The sequence below is a fragment of the Gilliamella sp. App4-10 genome (genome assembly GCF_001690495.1).
Classification (GTDB): domain Bacteria; phylum Pseudomonadota; class Gammaproteobacteria; order Enterobacterales; family Orbaceae; genus Gilliamella; species Gilliamella apicola_G.
The window spans coordinates 138,992-157,321 of sequence record NZ_LZGS01000035.1 but is presented as its reverse complement, the minus strand read 5'-3'; the positions used below and the strand labels follow the sequence as shown (position 1 = coordinate 157,321).

Genomic DNA, 18,330 nt, shown 5'->3' with positions numbered 1-18,330 from the left:
TGAATGTTTAGGATTATTGGAGAAATAAAATGGCAAGATATTTGGGACCAAAACTCAAATTAAGTCGTCGTGAAGGTACAGATTTATTCCTTAAGTCTGGTGTCCGAGCGGTTGATAGTAAATGTAAATTAGAACAAGCTCCTGGACAACATGGTGCGCGTAAACCGCGTTTATCAGATTATGGTGTTCAGTTACGTGAAAAACAAAAAGTTAGACGTATTTATGGAATTTTAGAACGTCAATTCCGTAATTATTATAAAAGCGCTGCGCGTATTAAAGGCAATACAGGTGAAAACTTACTTGGGCTTTTAGAACGTCGCTTAGATAACGTTGTTTATCGCATGGGATTTGGTGCGACACGCGCTGAAGCTCGTCAGTTAGTTAGTCATAAAGCTGTTCTTGTTAATGGTCGCGTTGTGAATATTGCATCTTATCAAGTTTCACCTGAAGATGTGATTAGTGTTCGCGAAAAATCAAAAAAACAAGCACGTATTAAAGCTGCTTTAGAGCTAGCTGAACAACGTGAAAAACCAACATGGTTAGAAGTTGATGCTAGCAAGATGGAAGGTGTATTTAAACGCTTACCAGAACGTTCAGATTTATCTGCTGATATCAACGAACATTTGATCGTCGAACTTTACTCTAAGTAAAGTTTAGCACTTAAGAGAGGACATAATGCAGGGTTCTGTAACAGAGTTTTTAAAACCTCACCTAGTTGATGTTGTTCAATACAGCCAAACACATGCTAAAGTGACTTTAGAGCCACTAGAACGTGGTTTTGGCCATACTTTAGGTAATGCACTACGCCGCATTTTATTATCATCTATGCCGGGATATGCAGTAACCGAAGTTGAAATTGACGGTGTTCTGCATGAGTACAGTACTAAAGAAGGCGTTCAAGAAGATGTACTTGATATTTTGCTTAATTTAAAAAAATTAGCAGTACGCGTACATACGAAAGATGATGTTATGCTGACTTTAAATAAATCAGGCATTGGTGCAGTAACTGCATCTGATATCATTCATGATGGTGATGTTGAAATTGTTAATCCTGATTTAGTAATTTGTCACCTTACTGATGCCAATGCTTCAATTAGTATGCGTATTCGTGTACAACGAGGACGTGGTTATGTCCCTGCTTCTGCTCGAGTTAAGTCAGAAGATGAAGAACGACCAATCGGTCGTCTATTAGTTGACGCATGTTATAGCCCTGTAGAGCGCATTGCATATTCAGTTGATGCTGCTCGTGTGGAACAACGTACGGATTTAGATAAACTTGTCATCGATATGGAAACTAATGGTACTATCGATCCAGAGGAATCTATTCGTCGTGCATCAACTATTTTGGCTGAACAACTTGAAGCTTTCGTTGATTTACGTGACGTACGTCAACCAGAAGTAAAAGAAGATAAACCGGAATTTGATCCAATTCTTTTACGTCCAGTAGATGATTTGGAATTAACTGTTCGGTCTGCTAATTGCTTAAAAGCAGAAGCAGTTCATTATATTGGTGATTTAGTACAACGTACTGAAGTTGAGTTACTTAAAACCCCTAATCTTGGTAAGAAATCACTTACTGAAATTAAGGACGTACTCGCATCTCGTGGTTTATCTTTAGGCATGCGTCTTGAGAACTGGCCACCAGCAAGTATTGTTGAAGACTAAAATAAAATTTATATAAGAAGGATAAAGTTATGCGCCATCGTAAAAGTGGTCGTCAACTGAACCGAAATAGCAGCCATCGTCAAGCAATGTTTCGTAACATGACTAGTTCACTTGTTGAACATGAAATCATCAAAACTACATTGCCTAAAGCAAAAGAGTTGCGTCGTGTTGTTGAACCGTTAATTACGCTAGCCAAAAGCGATAGCGTAGCTAATCGCCGTCTGGCTTTTGCTCGTATCCGTGATAAAGATACAGTTAAAAAATTATTTTCAGATTTAGGTCCACGTTTTGCTACCCGTCCTGGCGGTTATGTACGTATTTTAAAATGTGGTTTCCGTGATGGGGATAATGCTCCAATGGCTTATATCGAATTAGTTGATCGTCCTGCAGTAGAAGAAGCAGAAGCAACAGCTGAATAATAGTAAATCATTGTGTACTAAAACCGGCTATAAGCCGGTTTTTTATTTATCAAAACGATATCTTGATTCATAAATTGCTAACCTCATTTAAGTTTGGCTATTAACTTAATGATGTCAAGATATTATCGATTAGATAGATAAATGATATAAATATATGGTTATTTACTCTATAATTAATAATGAGGGGGAGGTGTTTCTTCAGATAAACTAGCAATATTTGATGATTGAGTTGCTTGTAGTTTTTGGGACAATAAAGTTAATTGTTCTTTTAATTTACTTATATCTTCCTGAAGATGTGCCACCATTTGATTTAATTCTTCAATGGTAACTTCTTGAAAAGCCACTTTAGTTTCCAGTAATTCCAGCTGTTGATTCATAAAATAGATTCACGCATTAGTTAGTAGATAATAAGCTACATTGTAAGTAAAAATAGTTATGAAATCCATCCACGTTCAGCAAAAGAAACATATTCACCTTTACCAATTACAATATGATCGATAATACGAATATCGATTAATTCGCAAACTTTCTCTAATCGTTGAGTAAGGCGTCTATCAGCTTGGCTTGGTTCTGCTAAACCAGAAGGATGATTATGCGCTAAAATTAAAAACGCTGCATTAACCTGTAATGCTCGACGAGCGACCTCTCTTGGATGTACTTCTACACAGTTATAAGTACCTACAAACATTTCTTCAGAAGTAATGACTCGATTTTGATTATCTAAGAAAATAACCATAAAAATTTCTCGATCTTTATTTGCTAATAGACTAGATAAATAGTGAAGCGTTAGTGCAGGCGACGTAAGCGAACCTTCATTACTCATTTTTAATTTTAAATATCTATGTGAAAGCTCGATAACTGCTTTTAATTGTGTGTATTTAGCTGTGCCCAATCCTTGCTTTTGACAAAATTCAGTGTGGCTTGCATTCATTAGGTGGTAAAAGGAGCCAAACTCATTTAACAACTTTTGTGATAGTTCTAAAACGGGCAAATTTCGAGTGCCAGTACGCAAAAAAAGAGCCAGTAATTCTGCATCACTGAGTGTCTCAACGCCAAATTTTAAAAGCTTCTCACGTGGCATTAATGCAACTGATTTTGACGGCATAATTGCTAGATTCCAATAATTGTAAAATAGAGATTATTAAAGGAATAATTAGCAAGGTAAAATGATAATGTAAAATATTGGGAGTTATTTCACAACTTATTAAGCCATATGAAATAAAAATCAAATAAAAAGCGCTATGTAGCGATTTTTATTTGATTTTAATCGGTAGGTTAGTGACAACCGCAGCCTCCATGATTACCGCCACAGCAACCTGTATTTTCTTCATCTTCATGAGAATGTCCACTACACCCACAACCGCCATGATCATGTTTACCATGAATATGACCGTGTGCAATTTCTTCCTCAGTTGCTTCACGAATAGCTAATACTTCGACGTTGAATTGCAAGTCTTGCCCTGCTAACATATGGTTTCCATCAATAGTTATGGTATCTCCGTCGATAGAGGTGATTTCAACCGGTAAAGAGCCATGCTCAGTATCAGCAAAAAATCGCATACCAACCTCAAGTTCATCTACGCCGACAAAAACGTCACGAGGAACATTTTGTACAAGAGCATCATTAAAATCTCCGTAAGCATTAATTAGCTCAACGTCAAATTTATCGCCAACTTGATGACCTTCTAATGCGTTTTCAAGATCTTGTAACAAGTTTCCAGCACCTTGTAAATATTCTAGTGGCGCCGCCTTAGTTGCTTCGTCAACTAGAACACCATCTTTAGTGCGAACTTGATATGCTAAACTGACCACTGTATTTTTTGCTATTTTCATTTTTTCTCCAACAAACTTTTATTGAGCAAATTACGCTAGATTTTAACGGAAAAAAGGGTATATGTATTCTAAATTTTATGTCTTTGTTCAAAACTTACAAAAAGAATAATATAAAAAACTAAGATAGTAATTTGTTATTAAATATAATTAAAAAAGGCGCAAACACGTATGGTTTAGCGCCTTTTTAATACAATGGGGGGATCTATTTTAGTTCTAACTCATTCATTGCAGCGATGCTAAAACCACCATCAACGTGAATTACTTCACCAGTAATACCAGATGCTAAATTTGAACATAAAAATGCAGCTGAATTCCCTACATCTTCAATTGTGACAGTGCGGCGTATTGGAGTTACTGATTCGCAGTGAGATAACATTTTTTTGAAATCTTTAATACCTGAGGCAGCAAGAGTACGGATAGGACCTGCTGAGATTGCGTTAACGCGTACACCTTCAGGACCCATAGCATTTGCCATATAACGCACATTTGCTTCTAAGGAGGCTTTGGCTAATCCCATTACATTGTAGTTAGGGATGGCACGTTCAGCGCCTAAGTAAGAAAGCGTAACTAATGCTGAACTTGGATTTAACATTGAACGGCATGCTTTAGCCATGGCAACAAAACTGTAAGAGCTAATATCATGAGCAATTGAAAACCCTTCACGAGTTACAGCATTGACATAATCACCATCTAATTGATCGCCTGGGGCGAAAGCAATTGCATGAACAAATCCGTCGAATTTATCCCAAGTTTTTGCCAGTTCAGTAAATAGTTCGGTGATGCTTTCATCATGAGCCACATCACAAGGTAAAACGATTTTAGAGCCAAAATCTGCGGCAAACTCCTCAACACGATTTTTTAATTTATCGCTTTGGTAAGTAAAAGCTAATTCTGCACCTTCACGATGCATAGATTGTGCAATACCATAAGCAATAGAACGGTTACTTGCAACACCCGTAACGAGTATACGTTTGCCTGTTAAAAATCCCATAAATTATTCCTCTAATGTTTTCACTATATAGTCTAGTATGATTATATGTTGATCAAGCCAACTTCGCTACCATAAATTTCTGTTTTGCACTCTTAGTTATTTTATCTTGTGTTACTACTAGCTGATTATGTGCTTAATAATTGACTATAACAGTCAATTATTAATTGATATTAAGGATGATATCCTTTTGAAAAAATCAGTTAATTATAAAACATTACTCATTTATTTAAGCTACTAGCTACTAAAAGCTAATTAACTTGTAATTAGCTATATTCTGAGCCAGAAAACGATAATTATTAAAGAACTGGATCCTGTAATATTGCGGGCTATTTTTAATCCATTCTTAGTTTTTCACCAACAACAAACCAAGATTTACGAGAATTTAATAAATCTTGTGCCGACATTGGTTTTTTACCCGCTGGTTGGAGCTTTGTCATATTTAATGCCCCTTCGCTTGTTGCGATGCAAATACCATTTTTATCGGCTTGCAAAATGGTACCAACAGGCTGTTTTGAGTCAATTTTAACGACTTGAGCTTGCCAGACTTTGATCAGTTCGCCATTAACATCAAAATAACTAACCGGCCATGGATTAAAAGCGCGTACACAACGCTCAAGTTGCTCGGCAGATAAGTTCCAATCAAGTTTCGCTTCTTGTTTTGAAAGCTTTTCGGCATAAGTAGCCTGTGATGGATCTTGTTTTTCTGGTTGGATTTTTTGTTCGCAGATGAATGTTAATGTCTCAAGTAACGCTTGTGGCCCTAGTTTAGCCAGTTTTTCATACAGAGATGAACTAGTATCGGTTTGCTCAATTGGGCAGGTAAGTTTATATAGCATATCACCCGTATCAAGCCCTGCATCCATCTGCATAATAGTAATTCCGGTTTCGTGATCTCCCGCCCAACAAGCTCGCTGAATTGGCGCTGCGCCACGCCAGCGAGGTAGTAATGAACCATGAACATTTAAACAACCTAGTTTAGGCATATCAAGCACTGCTTGTGGCAAAATTAGCCCATAAGCCACAACAATCATAATATCAGCTTTAAGTTCAGCAATGATTTTTTGGTTTTCTTCGGATCTAAGCGTTGCTGGTTGATAAACAGGTAGGTTATTTTCAATAGCTAATTGTTTAACAGGACTAGCGGTTAATTTATTGCCTCGACCTGCGGGGCGATCAGGCTGAGTAAAAACGGCGATCACATTATGGTTAGCGTCAATAAGTGCCTTGAGATGGGTAGCTGCAAAATCAGGCGTACCAGCAAAAATAATATTTAACGGTTTAGTTGTATTAGGCATAAGTATTATGTCCATAATCGAAAAATTGTATGGATTATACCTGAAATTTTAGTAAGAATCTTTAATCAAAAAGGTGTCATATATATTATAAGCGCCCTTTATTAGTATCAGACTTGAAGAGAATATTTATAAAAGCAAGCTATGTTGAATCATATCTTTTTTATAAATATTAAGAATTGTATTTTTAAAGGTAAAAATACAAAGTTTTATAAAAATTTAATTAAAATTAAATTAATACCTGAACTGTTTTTATGAAGGAAGCATCACGATTTTTCATTATACTTAAAGTTATGGCAGTTGTTTCTCAGGGCCAGAATGTGCTGACAACTGAGTGAAGTGAGAATGCTAATCAAGGATGTTTGGCGTGACTATATTTCGTCGAATACAAAATATAGACGGAGTGTAAAAAAATAGTCAAGGAATAGGATTTCCGTGAGGCCTTATTATCTTGCAACCAAGCGAGAGTTCGCCAAAGGGATTAGCTAATCCTTCTTGGCTCGAACGTCGATTTAATTCATCAAAGGAATAAAACGTCCGAAACCTAACAGGATCCAAATCACCACTATCAAAAACGCCAAACCCATTAAAAGACATCCAGAAAAGAACTTGATTTTATTAAATTTTTTCTCACAAATCTCTTAAATGCTAAAATGGAAAAAACACTGGCACTAAAGCAATATCCACCGCCATAACCAAAAAAGTTAACGGCACGCCAATTTTGACAAAATCGCCAAAGCTATATCCACCCGGTGCAACTACCATGGTTTTAATTGGTGATGATACAGGGGTAATAAATGATGCGGATGTGGCAATGGCAACCGTCATGGCAAAAGGGTAGGGCGAATAACCAAATTTTAGTGCTAAATCAATGGCGATTGGTGCAACTAAAATGGCGGTTGCGGTATTGGATATAAATAATCCAATCGTTGAACATAATAAGAAAATAAAGGTTAGCACCATATAAGGGCCAAAAGAACGCAGGTGAACTTCAAGCCAAGCGGATATAAGCGAAATCCCGCCTGTTTTATTAAGAGCGAGTGCAAAAGGCATCATACCGATAATTAAAATTAAGGTTGGCCAATGGATGGATTTATAAGCATTAGTCATATCAATGCAGCGTGTAGCGCCCATTAATAAGCAAGCAATTAGCGCGGCAACCACATTGGGTACAATGCCGGTCACCATTAACGTAATCATAATCGCTAGGTTAATTAACGCCATTGGTGCTTGGGAACTTGCCGGTGCGACATCATCAATATCCGATGGATAGTCTAATACGACAAAATCACTGGTTCGCGTTTGTAATTTTTGTATTGAGCCCCAGTCACCACAAACCAATAGTGTATCGCTCATTTGTAAACGTTCTTGGAATAAGTTGTTTGTTTCAACGGGGGCATGATTACGCCAAATGCCAATTACTGTTAGGAAATATTTCCCTCTAAAATTAATTTCATTGAGTGTTTTTCCACATAGTGTGGATTCGGGCAGTAGGGCGACTTCGGTCATACCGACTTGTTTTACTTGTTCTGAAAAATACTCACCGCGTAAAACTTTGGGTTCAAGGTTATTGGTGGTTAAAAAGGTGCGATAATCTGCCTCGGAGTGTGACATATCCAGTAGTAAAATATCATTTTCACGAAACTCAGTTGAACCATTAACGGGAATTAATACTTTGTGAAATTTGCGCCAACGTTCAATACCAATAACATTTACGCCATGATCACTACGTAAATGCAAGCCATCAATTGTGCGCCCAACAAAAGGCGATCCCGCTAATATTTGTGCACGGTGGGCACGACCAATTAATTTATAGTCACGGATTAAATCGGTAATTTTCCGTCTTTGTGGTTGGGTATTGGTTGGGGTGACTTGTTCAGCTGTGAGCAACCAATTGCGTGTTAATACACAATAAATGACACCAACAACTAAAACCCCTAAACCAATTGGTGTAATTGAAAAAAAACCAAACTCTTTTAATTTAAAATGATCAAGTTCACTGTTGACAACAAGGTTGGGTGCTGTTGCAACTAAAGTCATCATGCCACTAATTAAGGCAGCAATACAAAGTGGCATCATTAATTTTTTGACGTGAATACCCGTGTGATTCGCAATACTAATGGCAACAGGGATAAAAATAGCAACTACCCCTGTTGAACTCATGACTGAGCCGAGTAACGCAGCGCCTAACATGATATAAATAATAATACGAATATCGTTTTTGCCAGCTATTTTAAGAATATACTCGCTCATTTTGTACGAAATGCCTGTTCTAACTAAGCTTTCCCCAATAATAAATAATAAAGCTATTAAGATTATATTGGGATCGCTAAAGCCAGCTAATGCCTCGCTTGGTGTTAACACGCCACTAATGGTGATAGCTGTAATTGTGAGTAATGCAATAACATCCATTCTTAATTTGCTGAACGTGAACATTAAAATTGCTATTAATAACAACAAGCAAACGGTAATAAGTGGGTCATATTCAATAAAATAATTGGGTAAGACTGTAGTGATTGATGAGACTAAATTATCCTCAGATGACAAATGTTCCACAAAAAGTAGCTCTATGATGCCGATTAGATTTTAGACATAATACCTTGATTTATGGTACTAGGGAATATTTTCTATTGCTGTTTTTTATAATTTATTATCATTACCAAAACGTAAGTAAAGCAGGCGGCTAACATTGTGATAGTATGATAGGAATATGTGAAACATCATCACTTTTGTGGTTAATTTTTGTCAAAAATTTTCAGAAAATAAATTGTTTTAGTATAACTTTAACGTTGCCTGCCGCGTATTTGCGACAGGGTAAATACATTAGAAGCTCACAGCGCCTTCTTCTGCAGAAGTTAAATTTTCACGAATAACGGTGAACAGTTCACGACCATAGCCAAGATGTGAATCGGTCAAGTCGAATGGATAAGGTTGACGTTTAGCTAGCTCTGCTTCGTCAACTAATAATGTTATTTCGCCAGTTTGACCATTAACTCGAATCATATCACCTTCTTGGACTTTACTTAATGAGCCACCATCATAAGCTTCAGGAGTAACATGAATCGCTGCTGGGACTTTACCAGACGCTCCCGATAATCGACCGTCAGTTAACAAGGCAACTTTATAGCCTTTATCTTGTAGTACACCTAGCGGCGTTATAAGTTTATGTAACTCTGGCATGCCGATTGCTTTTGGCCCTTGATAGCGCACAACAACTACACAGTCTTTATCTAATTTCCCTGCTTTATATTCAGCATCTAAATCATATTGGCTATTAAAGATGACGGCTGGCGCTTCAATAATTTGATGTTCTGGCGCCACCGCAGAGGTTTTCATAATGGCACGGCCAAGATTGCCTGACATCACTTTTAATCCACCGTGAGAATTAAACGGTTTTTTGATTGAGGCAATGACACTTTCATCTAATGATTTTGTTGGTCCTTCGCGGAAAATGAGTTTGCCGTTTTCTAAAATTGGCTCTTGCGTATAACGGCTCAGTCCACGCCCCACCACAGTTTCAACATCTTCATGCAATAAACCACCAGCTAATAATTCTCGAACCAATAAAGCTGTGCCACCAGCGGCTTGGAAGTAGTTAATATCAGCAGAACCATTTGGATAAATTCGACAAAGTAAAGGAACAACGGTTGATAAGTCTGAAATATCATCCCAATTGATAATAATACCTGCTGCTTTCGCCATGGCAACTATATGCATGGTTAAATTAGTTGAACCGCCTGTCGCAAGCAGTGCAACTAAACCATTGACAATTACTTTTTCGTCGACCATTTTACCAACAGGCATATAATTTCCTGATTGGTTGGTAAGGCGAGTAATCTGTTTAGCGGCGGCATTAGTTAATTCAAAGCGTAATGCGGTTTCAGGATGAACAAAAGCCGCACCAGGTAAATGTAACCCCATTAATTCAATCACCATCTGGTTACTATTGGCTGTACCATAAAAAGTACAAGTCCCGCTGGTGTGGTAAGAGGCGGATTCTGACTCCAGTAAATCTTCACGCGAAGCTTTACCTTCTGAGAAAAGTTGACGGATACGCACTTTTTCTTTATTGGATAATCCCGATGGCATCGGGCCTGCTGGCACAAAAATAGCCGGTAAGTGGCCAAATGTTAATGCACCAACAAATAATCCGGGCACGATTTTATCGCATATGCCAAGATATAGCGCACCATCAAACATATTATGTGAAAGTCCAACGGCAACCGACATCGCGATCACATCACGGCTCATTAATGATAGTTCCATTCCCGGTTCGCCTTGTGTCACACCATCGCACATTGCTGGCACACCACCTGCCATTTGCCCAACGGCGCCGACCTCGTGCAATACTTTGCGAATTTGTTCTGGATAAAATTCGTAAGGCTTGTGCGCTGAAAGCATGTCGTTGTAAGAACTAATAATACCAATGTTACTTTTTAAGATATTTTTTAGATCCTTTTTATCATCAATACAACAAGCAGCAAAACCATGCGCTAAATTGCTACATGGCAAACTAGATCGCGTTACTTTTTTACTCATAGCATGTTCTATTTTTTGTAAATAAGCAGCACGAGAAGCCTTAGAACGCTCAATAATACGTTGGGTTACAGCTTGGACAGTCGGATTCACATTAACCTCTTTTTATTTCGCTTATATTTTTATTTTTATATTTTTTTACAATGACATATTGTGCGTATGACTTGTTCAGTATCGCGCACAACCTCTTTTAATGGTTGTTCAATGTTAATATTGTAGACATCTTTTTCATCGGCTGTTGGTTCTTCTAGAGTATCAAATTGCGATTGAAGCATGCCTGATTTTTGGTAATGTCCTTTACGTTTCGCTAAACGTTCAGCAATGACATCATAGCTGCCTTTTAAATAAATAAAATGTATGTTTTCGTTTTCACCACGGATAATATCTCGATATTTTCGCTTTAATGCCGAACAGATAATAATTGAAACATCATTGACATTACTCATTGCAAATGCAGCATTACTGATTAAATTAAGCCAAGGCATTCGATCTTCATCATTTAATGGTGTACCACTACGCATTTTTAGAATGTTAGTCTTTGGATGTAAAAAATCGCCATCTAAAAAAGCAGCCTCTAGGTTGTACGCCACTTGTTTGGCAACCGCTGATTTACCGCAACCTGATACACCCATTAATACAAAAACGTGTTTATCTTTTTTAGTCATTGTTAATCCTTAGTACACCTTGATTGTTACGGGTAACATTCTTACATGCTCATTTTTTTTTGCAATCTAAAAAAGTGTCTTTTGTGATCTGGATCAGATTTTATTTTTAATTCTTAAATAGATAGTTATTTATTTGTTGATCTTTACAGTGAAAAATAGATTTCGATCACAAAAATATAAAATCCTATTTGCTTTTTAATTCGAAAGAAAATAACCTTTCGATAAGGTTTTTGTTTTCGAAAATAATGATTTAAAACCTTACATAAAAAACAATAGTGGAGAACAATGATGAATAAATGTCAGCTTTTTTTCGAAGACAATCTTAAGTTTAACAATGAATTAGAGACATTAACTTATATTAGCGAGCAATTACAACAAAAGGGGATTGTCAAAGAAAGTCATTTGCAAGCTTTAATTGAACGGGAAGCATTATTCCCAACAGGCATTAATTTTGATGGGTATGCTGTGGCAATTCCGCATTGTGAAGCAAAGCATGCTAATACACCAGCAATCTTTATTATTCGGACTCAAACACCGGTTGCTTTTCATCGAGCCGATGATGACAGCACCGTTGAAGTTTCACTGATTATTTCACTTGTTGTTACTGCACCAGAAGATCAAATTGAACTATTAAAAGCACTTTTTTCAAATTTACAAAATGAAGAATTCTATCAATTTTTATTAAATGCTCCACAAAATGAAATAGAGGTGCATTTTAATAACGTAATATTTAATCAATAAGTTTCAGGAGGCATTATGAAAAAAAAGATTATTGTTGCTTGTGGCGGTGCGGTTGCAACATCAACGTTGGCTGCAGAAGAGATAAAAGAGTTGTGTAGCGAAAATAATATACAACTTGACCTTATTCAATGTCGTATTAATGAAATTAATACGTTTATTGATGATGTTGATTTGATTTGTACTACAGCCAGAATAGATCAACATTTTGGGGATATTCCAATTGTTCATGGCATGCCTTTTGTATCTGGCGTGGGTATCGACCAGTTAAAAGAAAAAATTTTATCTATTCTAAAAGGATAAATCTATGTTTACTGAAATAATGCAGTACATTTTGGATCTTGGTCCATCGGTGATGTTACCCATTGTAATTATCTTATTTTCGTTAGTATTAAGAATGAAAGTAGGTGATGCATTAAAAGCTGGGATTCATATAGGAATAGGGTTTGTTGGTATCGGTCTAGTTGTTGGCTTATTAACCAGTTCGGTTGGGCCGGCAGCTCAAGCGATGGCCGAGCGATTCGATATTAGTCTAAATGTTATTGATGTCGGTTGGCCGGGGGCAGCACCTATGACTTGGGCATCACAAATTGCTTTAGTTGCCATTCCTATCGCAATTTTAGTGAATATTATTATGTTAGTTTTAAGGTTAACTCGAGTAGTTAATGTGGATATTTGGAATATCTGGCACATGACCTTTACCGGCGCGCTTGTTTACATTGCAACCGGTTCTTACTGGCTTGGTATTGTAGGTGTTATTGTTCATGCCATTATTGCTTATAAACTGGGTGATTGGTTTGCCAAAGATACCAAAGATTTTTTTGAGCTTGACGGTATTGCGGTTCCTCATGGTACGTCTGCATATTGTGGTCCAATTGCTGTTTTTGTTGATGCTGTCATTGAAAAAACGCCAGGCATTAATAAGATTAATTTTAATGCTGTTGATATGCAAAAAAGGTTTGGTGCGTTTGGTGAACCTGTCACCGTTGGCTTATTTATGGGAATAATATTAGGTTTATTAGCTGGGTATGGTGTGAAAGAAACGCTACAACTAGCGATTCAAACTGCGGCGGTCATGTTATTAATGCCACGCGTGATTAAACCTATTATGGATGGATTAACACCGCTCTCTAAACAAGCACGTAAACACTTGCAATCAAAATTTGGTGGGCAAGATTTTCTTATTGGTTTAGATCCTGCATTGTTATTAGGGCATTCAACGGTAGTATCGGCGAGTTTAATTTTTATTCCATTAAGTATTTTTATTGCCATCATCCTGCCAGGTAATGAAGTTTTACCTTTTGGTGATCTGGCAACTATTGGCTTTTTTATCGCAATGGGGGTTGCGGTTCATCAAGGTAATCTGTTTAGGATCATTGTTTCAGGCTCTATTATTATCGCCATTACGCTTTGGATTGCCACTCAAATGGTTCCATTGACCACTCAACTAGCCATTAATGCAGGCACGATGACTACGAGTAATGACGTTTCGGTTGGTGCAATGGATCAAGGGGGAGCGCCAATTACTTATCTTATGGTTCAGTTGGTCAACTTGAAACAACCCATTGGTTTTGCCCTTATTGGATTGTTTTACCTTTTCTGCTTATTTTTGACATGGAAACGTGCCCAAAAATACCAGTTATTTCTGAAAAATCAGCCATTAGCTCAAGAAGATGGAGTAATAAAATAATCCCAAAATAGTCATCAAAAAAATCAATCAGAGTGCTTTCACTCAGTAACGAGTGAAAGCAATACATCAACGTAATTTGTTTACCAATAAAGGAAAATAACATGAAAGCGGTTGTTGTTAATGAAGGGGGAGCTTTATCTATACAGAATATAGAAATGCCCAAAATAACATCCCCAGATCAAATTTTAGTTAAAGTGGCTTATTGTGGATTATGTGGTTCAGATATTCCGCGTATATTTCACCATGGTGCTCATTTTTACCCGATTACACTTGGTCATGAATTTAGTGGCACCGTAGTGGATACGGGGCATGGCGTGACTGAGTTTGACAATGGTGATTTAATCTGTTGCGTACCATTATGGCCATGCTTCAAATGTGATGAATGTCAAAAGTATTACTACTCACTCTGTAAAAATTACACTTTTGTTGGTTCAAGGATAGTCGGTGGCTTTGCGGAGTATATTGTATTAGATAAGAAAAATGCATTTAAATTACCTAAAGGTATCAGTCCGCTTGAGGGCGCCTTTTTTGAACCCATGACCGTTGGGATGCATGCATTGCTATTGGCTGATGGGTGTGAGAGCAAAAATGTTGTCATCGTTGGCGGTGGCACAATTGGATTACTTGCTATGCAATGTGCCAAGGCAATGGGGGCGAAATCAGTTGTAGTGCTTGATATTAACCAGCATCGCCTCGATCTAGCCAAACAATTAGGAGCCGATGCGGTATATCATTCTCAAGATCTTAGCGCCGAAGCAATTTACCAAGCTTTATTTTCATCTCGCTTTGATCAAATTGTATTAGAAACGGCGGGTTCACCCGTTACGGTCAACTTAGCTATTGAAATTGCAGGGCCTAGAGCGAAGATAGCCTTGGTGGGTACACTTCATCATGATATTACACTTCCAGAAAAAACATTCGGACTGATTTTACGAAAAGAGTTACAAATTTTAGGCAGTTGGATGAACTATTCCTCACCATGGCCAGGTAAAGAGTGGCAATTAGTGAGTCAGTACTTTATGGATGGAAAAATTAAACTTGATGAACTGATTGCAGGCATGGGTGACTTTGATTCATTTATTAAACAAGTGACTGCCTTAAATGGTCGCTCTATGAATGGCAAAATTTTATTAAATTGCATGTAATTATTTTGATTTAAGTCAGCCATGGAAAATGAAACCTTATCTTTTGATTATGTTTGTTATACACTGCTAAAAAATTTTCGGAAAAGGAAATATTATGAATGCAAGTGAAAGACGACAACAGATAGTAGAACTTCTTAATATGAAAGGAACGGTATTAGTTTCTGATTTGTCGGAACAGTTCAATGTTTCGGAAGTCACAACTAGAACCGATCTGAGATTGCTAGAAAAACAAGGAGTGCTAACACGATTTCATGGCGGAGCAACCAAAATGATGAATAACGGTGACTTAAAATCATTTAAAGAACTGCAATTAGAAGAACGTTATCAGCGATTTATAGAAGCTAAAAAACGTATTGCAATTGAAGCGGTTAAACATGTTAAAGAAGGTGACACTATTATTTTAGATAGTGGTAGTACCACCATGTTGATAGCTGAAGAACTCGTAAAATTGAAGCATATAACTGTGATTACCAATAGTCTTACTTCTGCATTTATATTATCAGACAATAGTGACATTATGCTATTTATGTGTGGTGGTACACTTAGACATAAAACGCGTTCTTTTCATGGAAAAATTGCTGAGCAATCGTTAACTGGCATCTCTGCTGATATTTTGTTTGTTGGTGCAGATGGAATCGATGCAAAAAGAGGAATAACAACGTTTAACGAAGGTTACACTATCAGCAGTGTTATGGCTAATGCCGCTAAGAATGTGATTGCCGTGCTCGATTCATCAAAATTTGGTCGTAATGGTATTAATGTTGTGTTACCACTTAGTCAACTCAATACCATTATTACCGATATTGATGTTGACAGTAGCTGTAAACAAGAATTTGTGGCAAAGGGTATTAAATTAATAACGGTTTAATATTTGTGCTTACACGCGTATGTTTTTTTAATATTTTAATTGGTCATAAAAGTTTTTACTTCTAGCCAAGTCCATTTAATGATAGTGATCATTTAAGCTTGTTGTTTCTCCCAACGATATGAATGCGTAGGTGAGAATATGATATTAACAATTACGATGAACCCTTCGGTGGATATATCGTATTCATTAAATAAATTAGTGATTAATGATATTAATCGAGTTTCAGAGGTAAAAAAAACTGCAGGAGGTAAAGGGCTTAATGTAACTCGAGGCATTAAATACTCAGGTATTCCCGTTCTTGCCTCCGGCATTATTGGTGGAACAACGGGCGAGTATATTCAAAAACAATTAGATAACGATAATATTAATTACAACTTTTATATCACCCAACATGAATCAAGAAACTGTATTGCCATTTTACATGAGGGAAATCAAACTGAAATCCTAGAGTCAGGGCCAGTATTAGATAGCCATGATGTCAATGTTTTTCTGGAACACTACCAGAGTCTGCTTAACCAATCGCAGGTTATTGCTATTTCAGGGTCATTACCACAAGGATTTCCAGTTGGTTTTTATACTCAATTAATTGAAAAGGCAAATAAGTATAAGATCCCAGTATTGCTAGACTCATCCGGTAAAATGTTATTAAAAACGCTCGTTTCTAAAAATAAACCTTTTTTAATCAAACCCAATAAAGATGAACTACAGCAGATTCTTCAAATGGATATCGATCCAAATGATGTAACTTCATTAGTTAAAGCCGTCAATCACCCTGTACTGAATGATATTGCTTTTATCATCATCTCATTAGGCGAAAATGGCGCTTTTGCTCGTTGTCATCACCACTATTACCAAGTTTCAATTCCTAAAATTAACGTGGTGAATCCTGTTGGATCGGGGGATGTCACGTTAGCTGGGCTTGCGGTCAGCATTCATGAAAATGAAGCTGTAGAGGTAATGCTTAAACGTGCGATGACTATGGGAATGCTAAATGCAATGGAATCGCAAACCGGTTTTGTCAATATGGATAATTATGACAAGTATTATCAACACGTTAAAGTCACAAAAATCATTGCAAAATAACAGATTAATGAGGATTAAATTATGTATCTTATATCTAGTCAAGAGATGTTAAAAAAAGCTCAACGTGAATGTTATGCTGTGCCTGCATTTAATATACACAACCTTGAAACCATCCAAGTTGTTATTGATACCGCTAAACAGATGCAATCCCCCGTGATACTTGCAGCAACGCCAGCAACTTATAGTTACGCAGGAATACAGTATTTAATCAGTATTTGTGAAACAGCAGCAAGCATTCACCATTTTCCTTTTGCGCTACATTTGGATCATCATGAAAATATCAGTGATATTCAAACAAAAATAGAGGCAGGAATTAGATCGATTATGATTGATGCTTCGTATCACCCCTTTGAAGAAAACATTGACATAGTGAGTAAAATGGTTGCTTTTAGTCATAAATATAATGCCAGTGTTGAAGCCGAACTAGGACGATTAGGCGGACAAGAAGATGATCTTATTGTCGATCATAAAGACAGCGCTTTTACCGATCCCGATGCCGCTAAAGAATATGTTGAACGAACTCGGATTGACTCTTTAGCGGTGGCAATCGGTTCAGCACATGGCTTATATAAAGGCGAGCCAAAACTGGATTTTGATCGTTTAGCAAAAATCCGCGCTAAAGTTGATATTCCTTTAGTTTTACATGGTGCATCGGGCATTCCCGAACAAATGGTTAAACAATCGATTTCTTTGGGTATTTGTAAAGTGAATGTGGCAACCGAATTAAAAATTGCCTTTTCAGATGCTTTAAAACAAGATTTTAAACTCCATCCTGATGCTAACGATCCAAGGTACTATATGCAGCCCGCAAAATCTGCCATGAAAAAAATTGTTGAAGATAAAATTCGTATTTGCGGTAGTGCAGGTAAATTATAATATGAAAGCTCAAGGCGTTGTTTTAAATTATTAGGAACGTACAATTCATGACCAGCAGTTGAGCGCTGCTGGTTAAAATGTGTTAAGTGACAGCAAGTTAAGTATTTGTAGGAATGACTTTTGTTGTTTACCGTAATTTAAAAAACGATTGTAATGCATAGACATAACGCCGTATTCCAGATGCGATATAGCGCGCCTATATCATAAAGAAAAATCACCGTCACCGATTTGGTTAACCGCTTTATGATCATTCACCCTGCCATTAATTGCACCGAAAGACATTGTTAAACATTAAATAACATGCCTCCATTGAATATAAAACACGGAATACAGATAGCGTCCTTTTCTAGGTGAGTTGTGTGCTCATTATCAGATATTTACGCAATTATTCACTTTTTTAGGCTTTATTTTTGTAAAAAATATTCAGGATTTTATACCGTTTGTGATGAATTGAGACTACTATGTATCCCATTTATTAAAATGTGTGATAGTCATCGTATCAATCAAACATTTACCAAATCTGACAGCG

18 protein-coding genes are annotated in these 18,330 nt (G+C 37.0%); 10 read left to right on the top strand and 8 right to left on the bottom strand.

Going from position 1 to position 18,330, the window contains the following annotated elements; translation table 11 throughout:
- Positions 1-29 precede the first annotated feature (29 nt).
- From rpsD to rplQ, 3 genes are read left to right on the top strand one after another with little or no spacing between them, the layout of a single operon-like run.
- Entirely contained in the window at positions 30-650 is a 621-nt protein-coding gene (gene rpsD / locus A9G23_RS05660; protein ID WP_065567150.1) for a 30S ribosomal protein S4, read from the top strand.
- Positions 651-675: 25 nt separating this feature from the next.
- A complete protein-coding gene (locus tag A9G23_RS05655) occupies positions 676-1,665 on the top strand; it encodes a DNA-directed RNA polymerase subunit alpha (protein ID WP_065586685.1) in 990 nt (329 codons plus the stop codon).
- A gap of 29 nt (positions 1,666-1,694) precedes the next feature.
- Entirely contained in the window at positions 1,695-2,084 is a 390-nt protein-coding gene (gene rplQ, locus A9G23_RS05650; protein ID WP_065586684.1) for a 50S ribosomal protein L17, read from the top strand.
- 173 nt (positions 2,085-2,257) lie between these two features.
- Here the strand turns inward: rplQ and A9G23_RS05645 are convergent, their stop codons facing one another.
- The 8 genes from A9G23_RS05645 to gntK form a co-directional block, all read right to left on the bottom strand.
- Positions 2,258-2,461 (bottom strand): SlyX family protein, encoded by a 204-nt coding sequence (locus tag A9G23_RS05645; RefSeq protein ID WP_065586683.1) that lies wholly within the window; start codon positions 2,459-2,461, stop codon positions 2,258-2,260.
- Between the two features lie 56 nt (positions 2,462-2,517).
- Positions 2,518-3,189, bottom strand: coding sequence for a RadC family protein (gene radC, locus A9G23_RS05640; RefSeq protein WP_065586682.1), 672 nt, complete (start codon positions 3,187-3,189; stop codon positions 2,518-2,520).
- A 170-nt stretch (positions 3,190-3,359) separates the two neighbouring features.
- Positions 3,360-3,917, bottom strand: coding sequence for a peptidylprolyl isomerase (slyD, locus tag A9G23_RS05635; protein ID WP_065586681.1), 558 nt, complete (start codon positions 3,915-3,917; stop codon positions 3,360-3,362).
- Positions 3,918-4,119: 202 nt separating this feature from the next.
- The gene (fabI, locus tag A9G23_RS05630) at positions 4,120-4,908 is read right to left on the bottom strand and encodes an enoyl-ACP reductase FabI (protein WP_065586680.1); all 789 of its coding nucleotides are present in this window, start codon (positions 4,906-4,908) and stop codon (positions 4,120-4,122) included.
- A gap of 332 nt (positions 4,909-5,240) precedes the next feature.
- The gene (gene fmt, locus A9G23_RS05625) at positions 5,241-6,203 is read right to left on the bottom strand and encodes a methionyl-tRNA formyltransferase (RefSeq protein ID WP_065586679.1); all 963 of its coding nucleotides are present in this window, start codon (positions 6,201-6,203) and stop codon (positions 5,241-5,243) included.
- 645 nt (positions 6,204-6,848) lie between these two features.
- The gene (locus A9G23_RS05620) at positions 6,849-8,717 is read right to left on the bottom strand and encodes an SLC13 family permease (protein ID WP_442899769.1); all 1,869 of its coding nucleotides are present in this window, start codon (positions 8,715-8,717) and stop codon (positions 6,849-6,851) included.
- A gap of 306 nt (positions 8,718-9,023) precedes the next feature.
- Positions 9,024-10,829: a phosphogluconate dehydratase gene (edd, locus tag A9G23_RS05615; protein WP_065586678.1), complete on the bottom strand. Its 1,806-nt coding sequence runs from the start codon at positions 10,827-10,829 to the stop codon at positions 9,024-9,026.
- A 35-nt stretch (positions 10,830-10,864) separates the two neighbouring features.
- Positions 10,865-11,401 (bottom strand): gluconokinase, encoded by a 537-nt coding sequence (gene gntK, locus A9G23_RS05610; RefSeq protein ID WP_065586677.1) that lies wholly within the window; start codon positions 11,399-11,401, stop codon positions 10,865-10,867.
- 288 nt (positions 11,402-11,689) lie between these two features.
- Between gntK and gatA the strand changes: the two genes are divergently transcribed.
- From gatA to A9G23_RS05575, 7 genes are all read left to right on the top strand, one after another.
- The gene (gene gatA / locus A9G23_RS05605; protein ID WP_065586676.1) at positions 11,690-12,142 is read left to right on the top strand and encodes a PTS galactitol transporter subunit IIA; all 453 of its coding nucleotides are present in this window, start codon (positions 11,690-11,692) and stop codon (positions 12,140-12,142) included.
- A gap of 15 nt (positions 12,143-12,157) precedes the next feature.
- Entirely contained in the window at positions 12,158-12,442 is a 285-nt protein-coding gene (gene gatB / locus A9G23_RS05600; RefSeq protein WP_065586675.1) for a PTS galactitol transporter subunit IIB, read from the top strand.
- A gap of 4 nt (positions 12,443-12,446) precedes the next feature.
- The gene (locus A9G23_RS05595) at positions 12,447-13,829 is read left to right on the top strand and encodes a PTS galactitol transporter subunit IIC (RefSeq protein WP_065586674.1); all 1,383 of its coding nucleotides are present in this window, start codon (positions 12,447-12,449) and stop codon (positions 13,827-13,829) included.
- 101 nt (positions 13,830-13,930) lie between these two features.
- The gene (locus A9G23_RS05590) at positions 13,931-14,974 is read left to right on the top strand and encodes an alcohol dehydrogenase catalytic domain-containing protein (protein ID WP_065586673.1); all 1,044 of its coding nucleotides are present in this window, start codon (positions 13,931-13,933) and stop codon (positions 14,972-14,974) included.
- 94 nt (positions 14,975-15,068) lie between these two features.
- Positions 15,069-15,842 carry a DeoR/GlpR family DNA-binding transcription regulator gene (locus A9G23_RS05585; RefSeq protein ID WP_065586672.1) on the top strand — a complete coding sequence of 258 codons (774 nt, stop codon included), beginning with the start codon at positions 15,069-15,071 and terminating at the stop codon, positions 15,840-15,842.
- Positions 15,843-15,980: 138 nt separating this feature from the next.
- Positions 15,981-16,925: a hexose kinase gene (locus A9G23_RS05580; RefSeq protein ID WP_065586671.1), complete on the top strand. Its 945-nt coding sequence runs from the start codon at positions 15,981-15,983 to the stop codon at positions 16,923-16,925.
- A gap of 21 nt (positions 16,926-16,946) precedes the next feature.
- Positions 16,947-17,801, top strand: coding sequence for a tagatose bisphosphate family class II aldolase (locus A9G23_RS05575; RefSeq protein ID WP_065586670.1), 855 nt, complete (start codon positions 16,947-16,949; stop codon positions 17,799-17,801).
- The last annotated feature ends 529 nt before the right edge of the window (positions 17,802-18,330 follow it).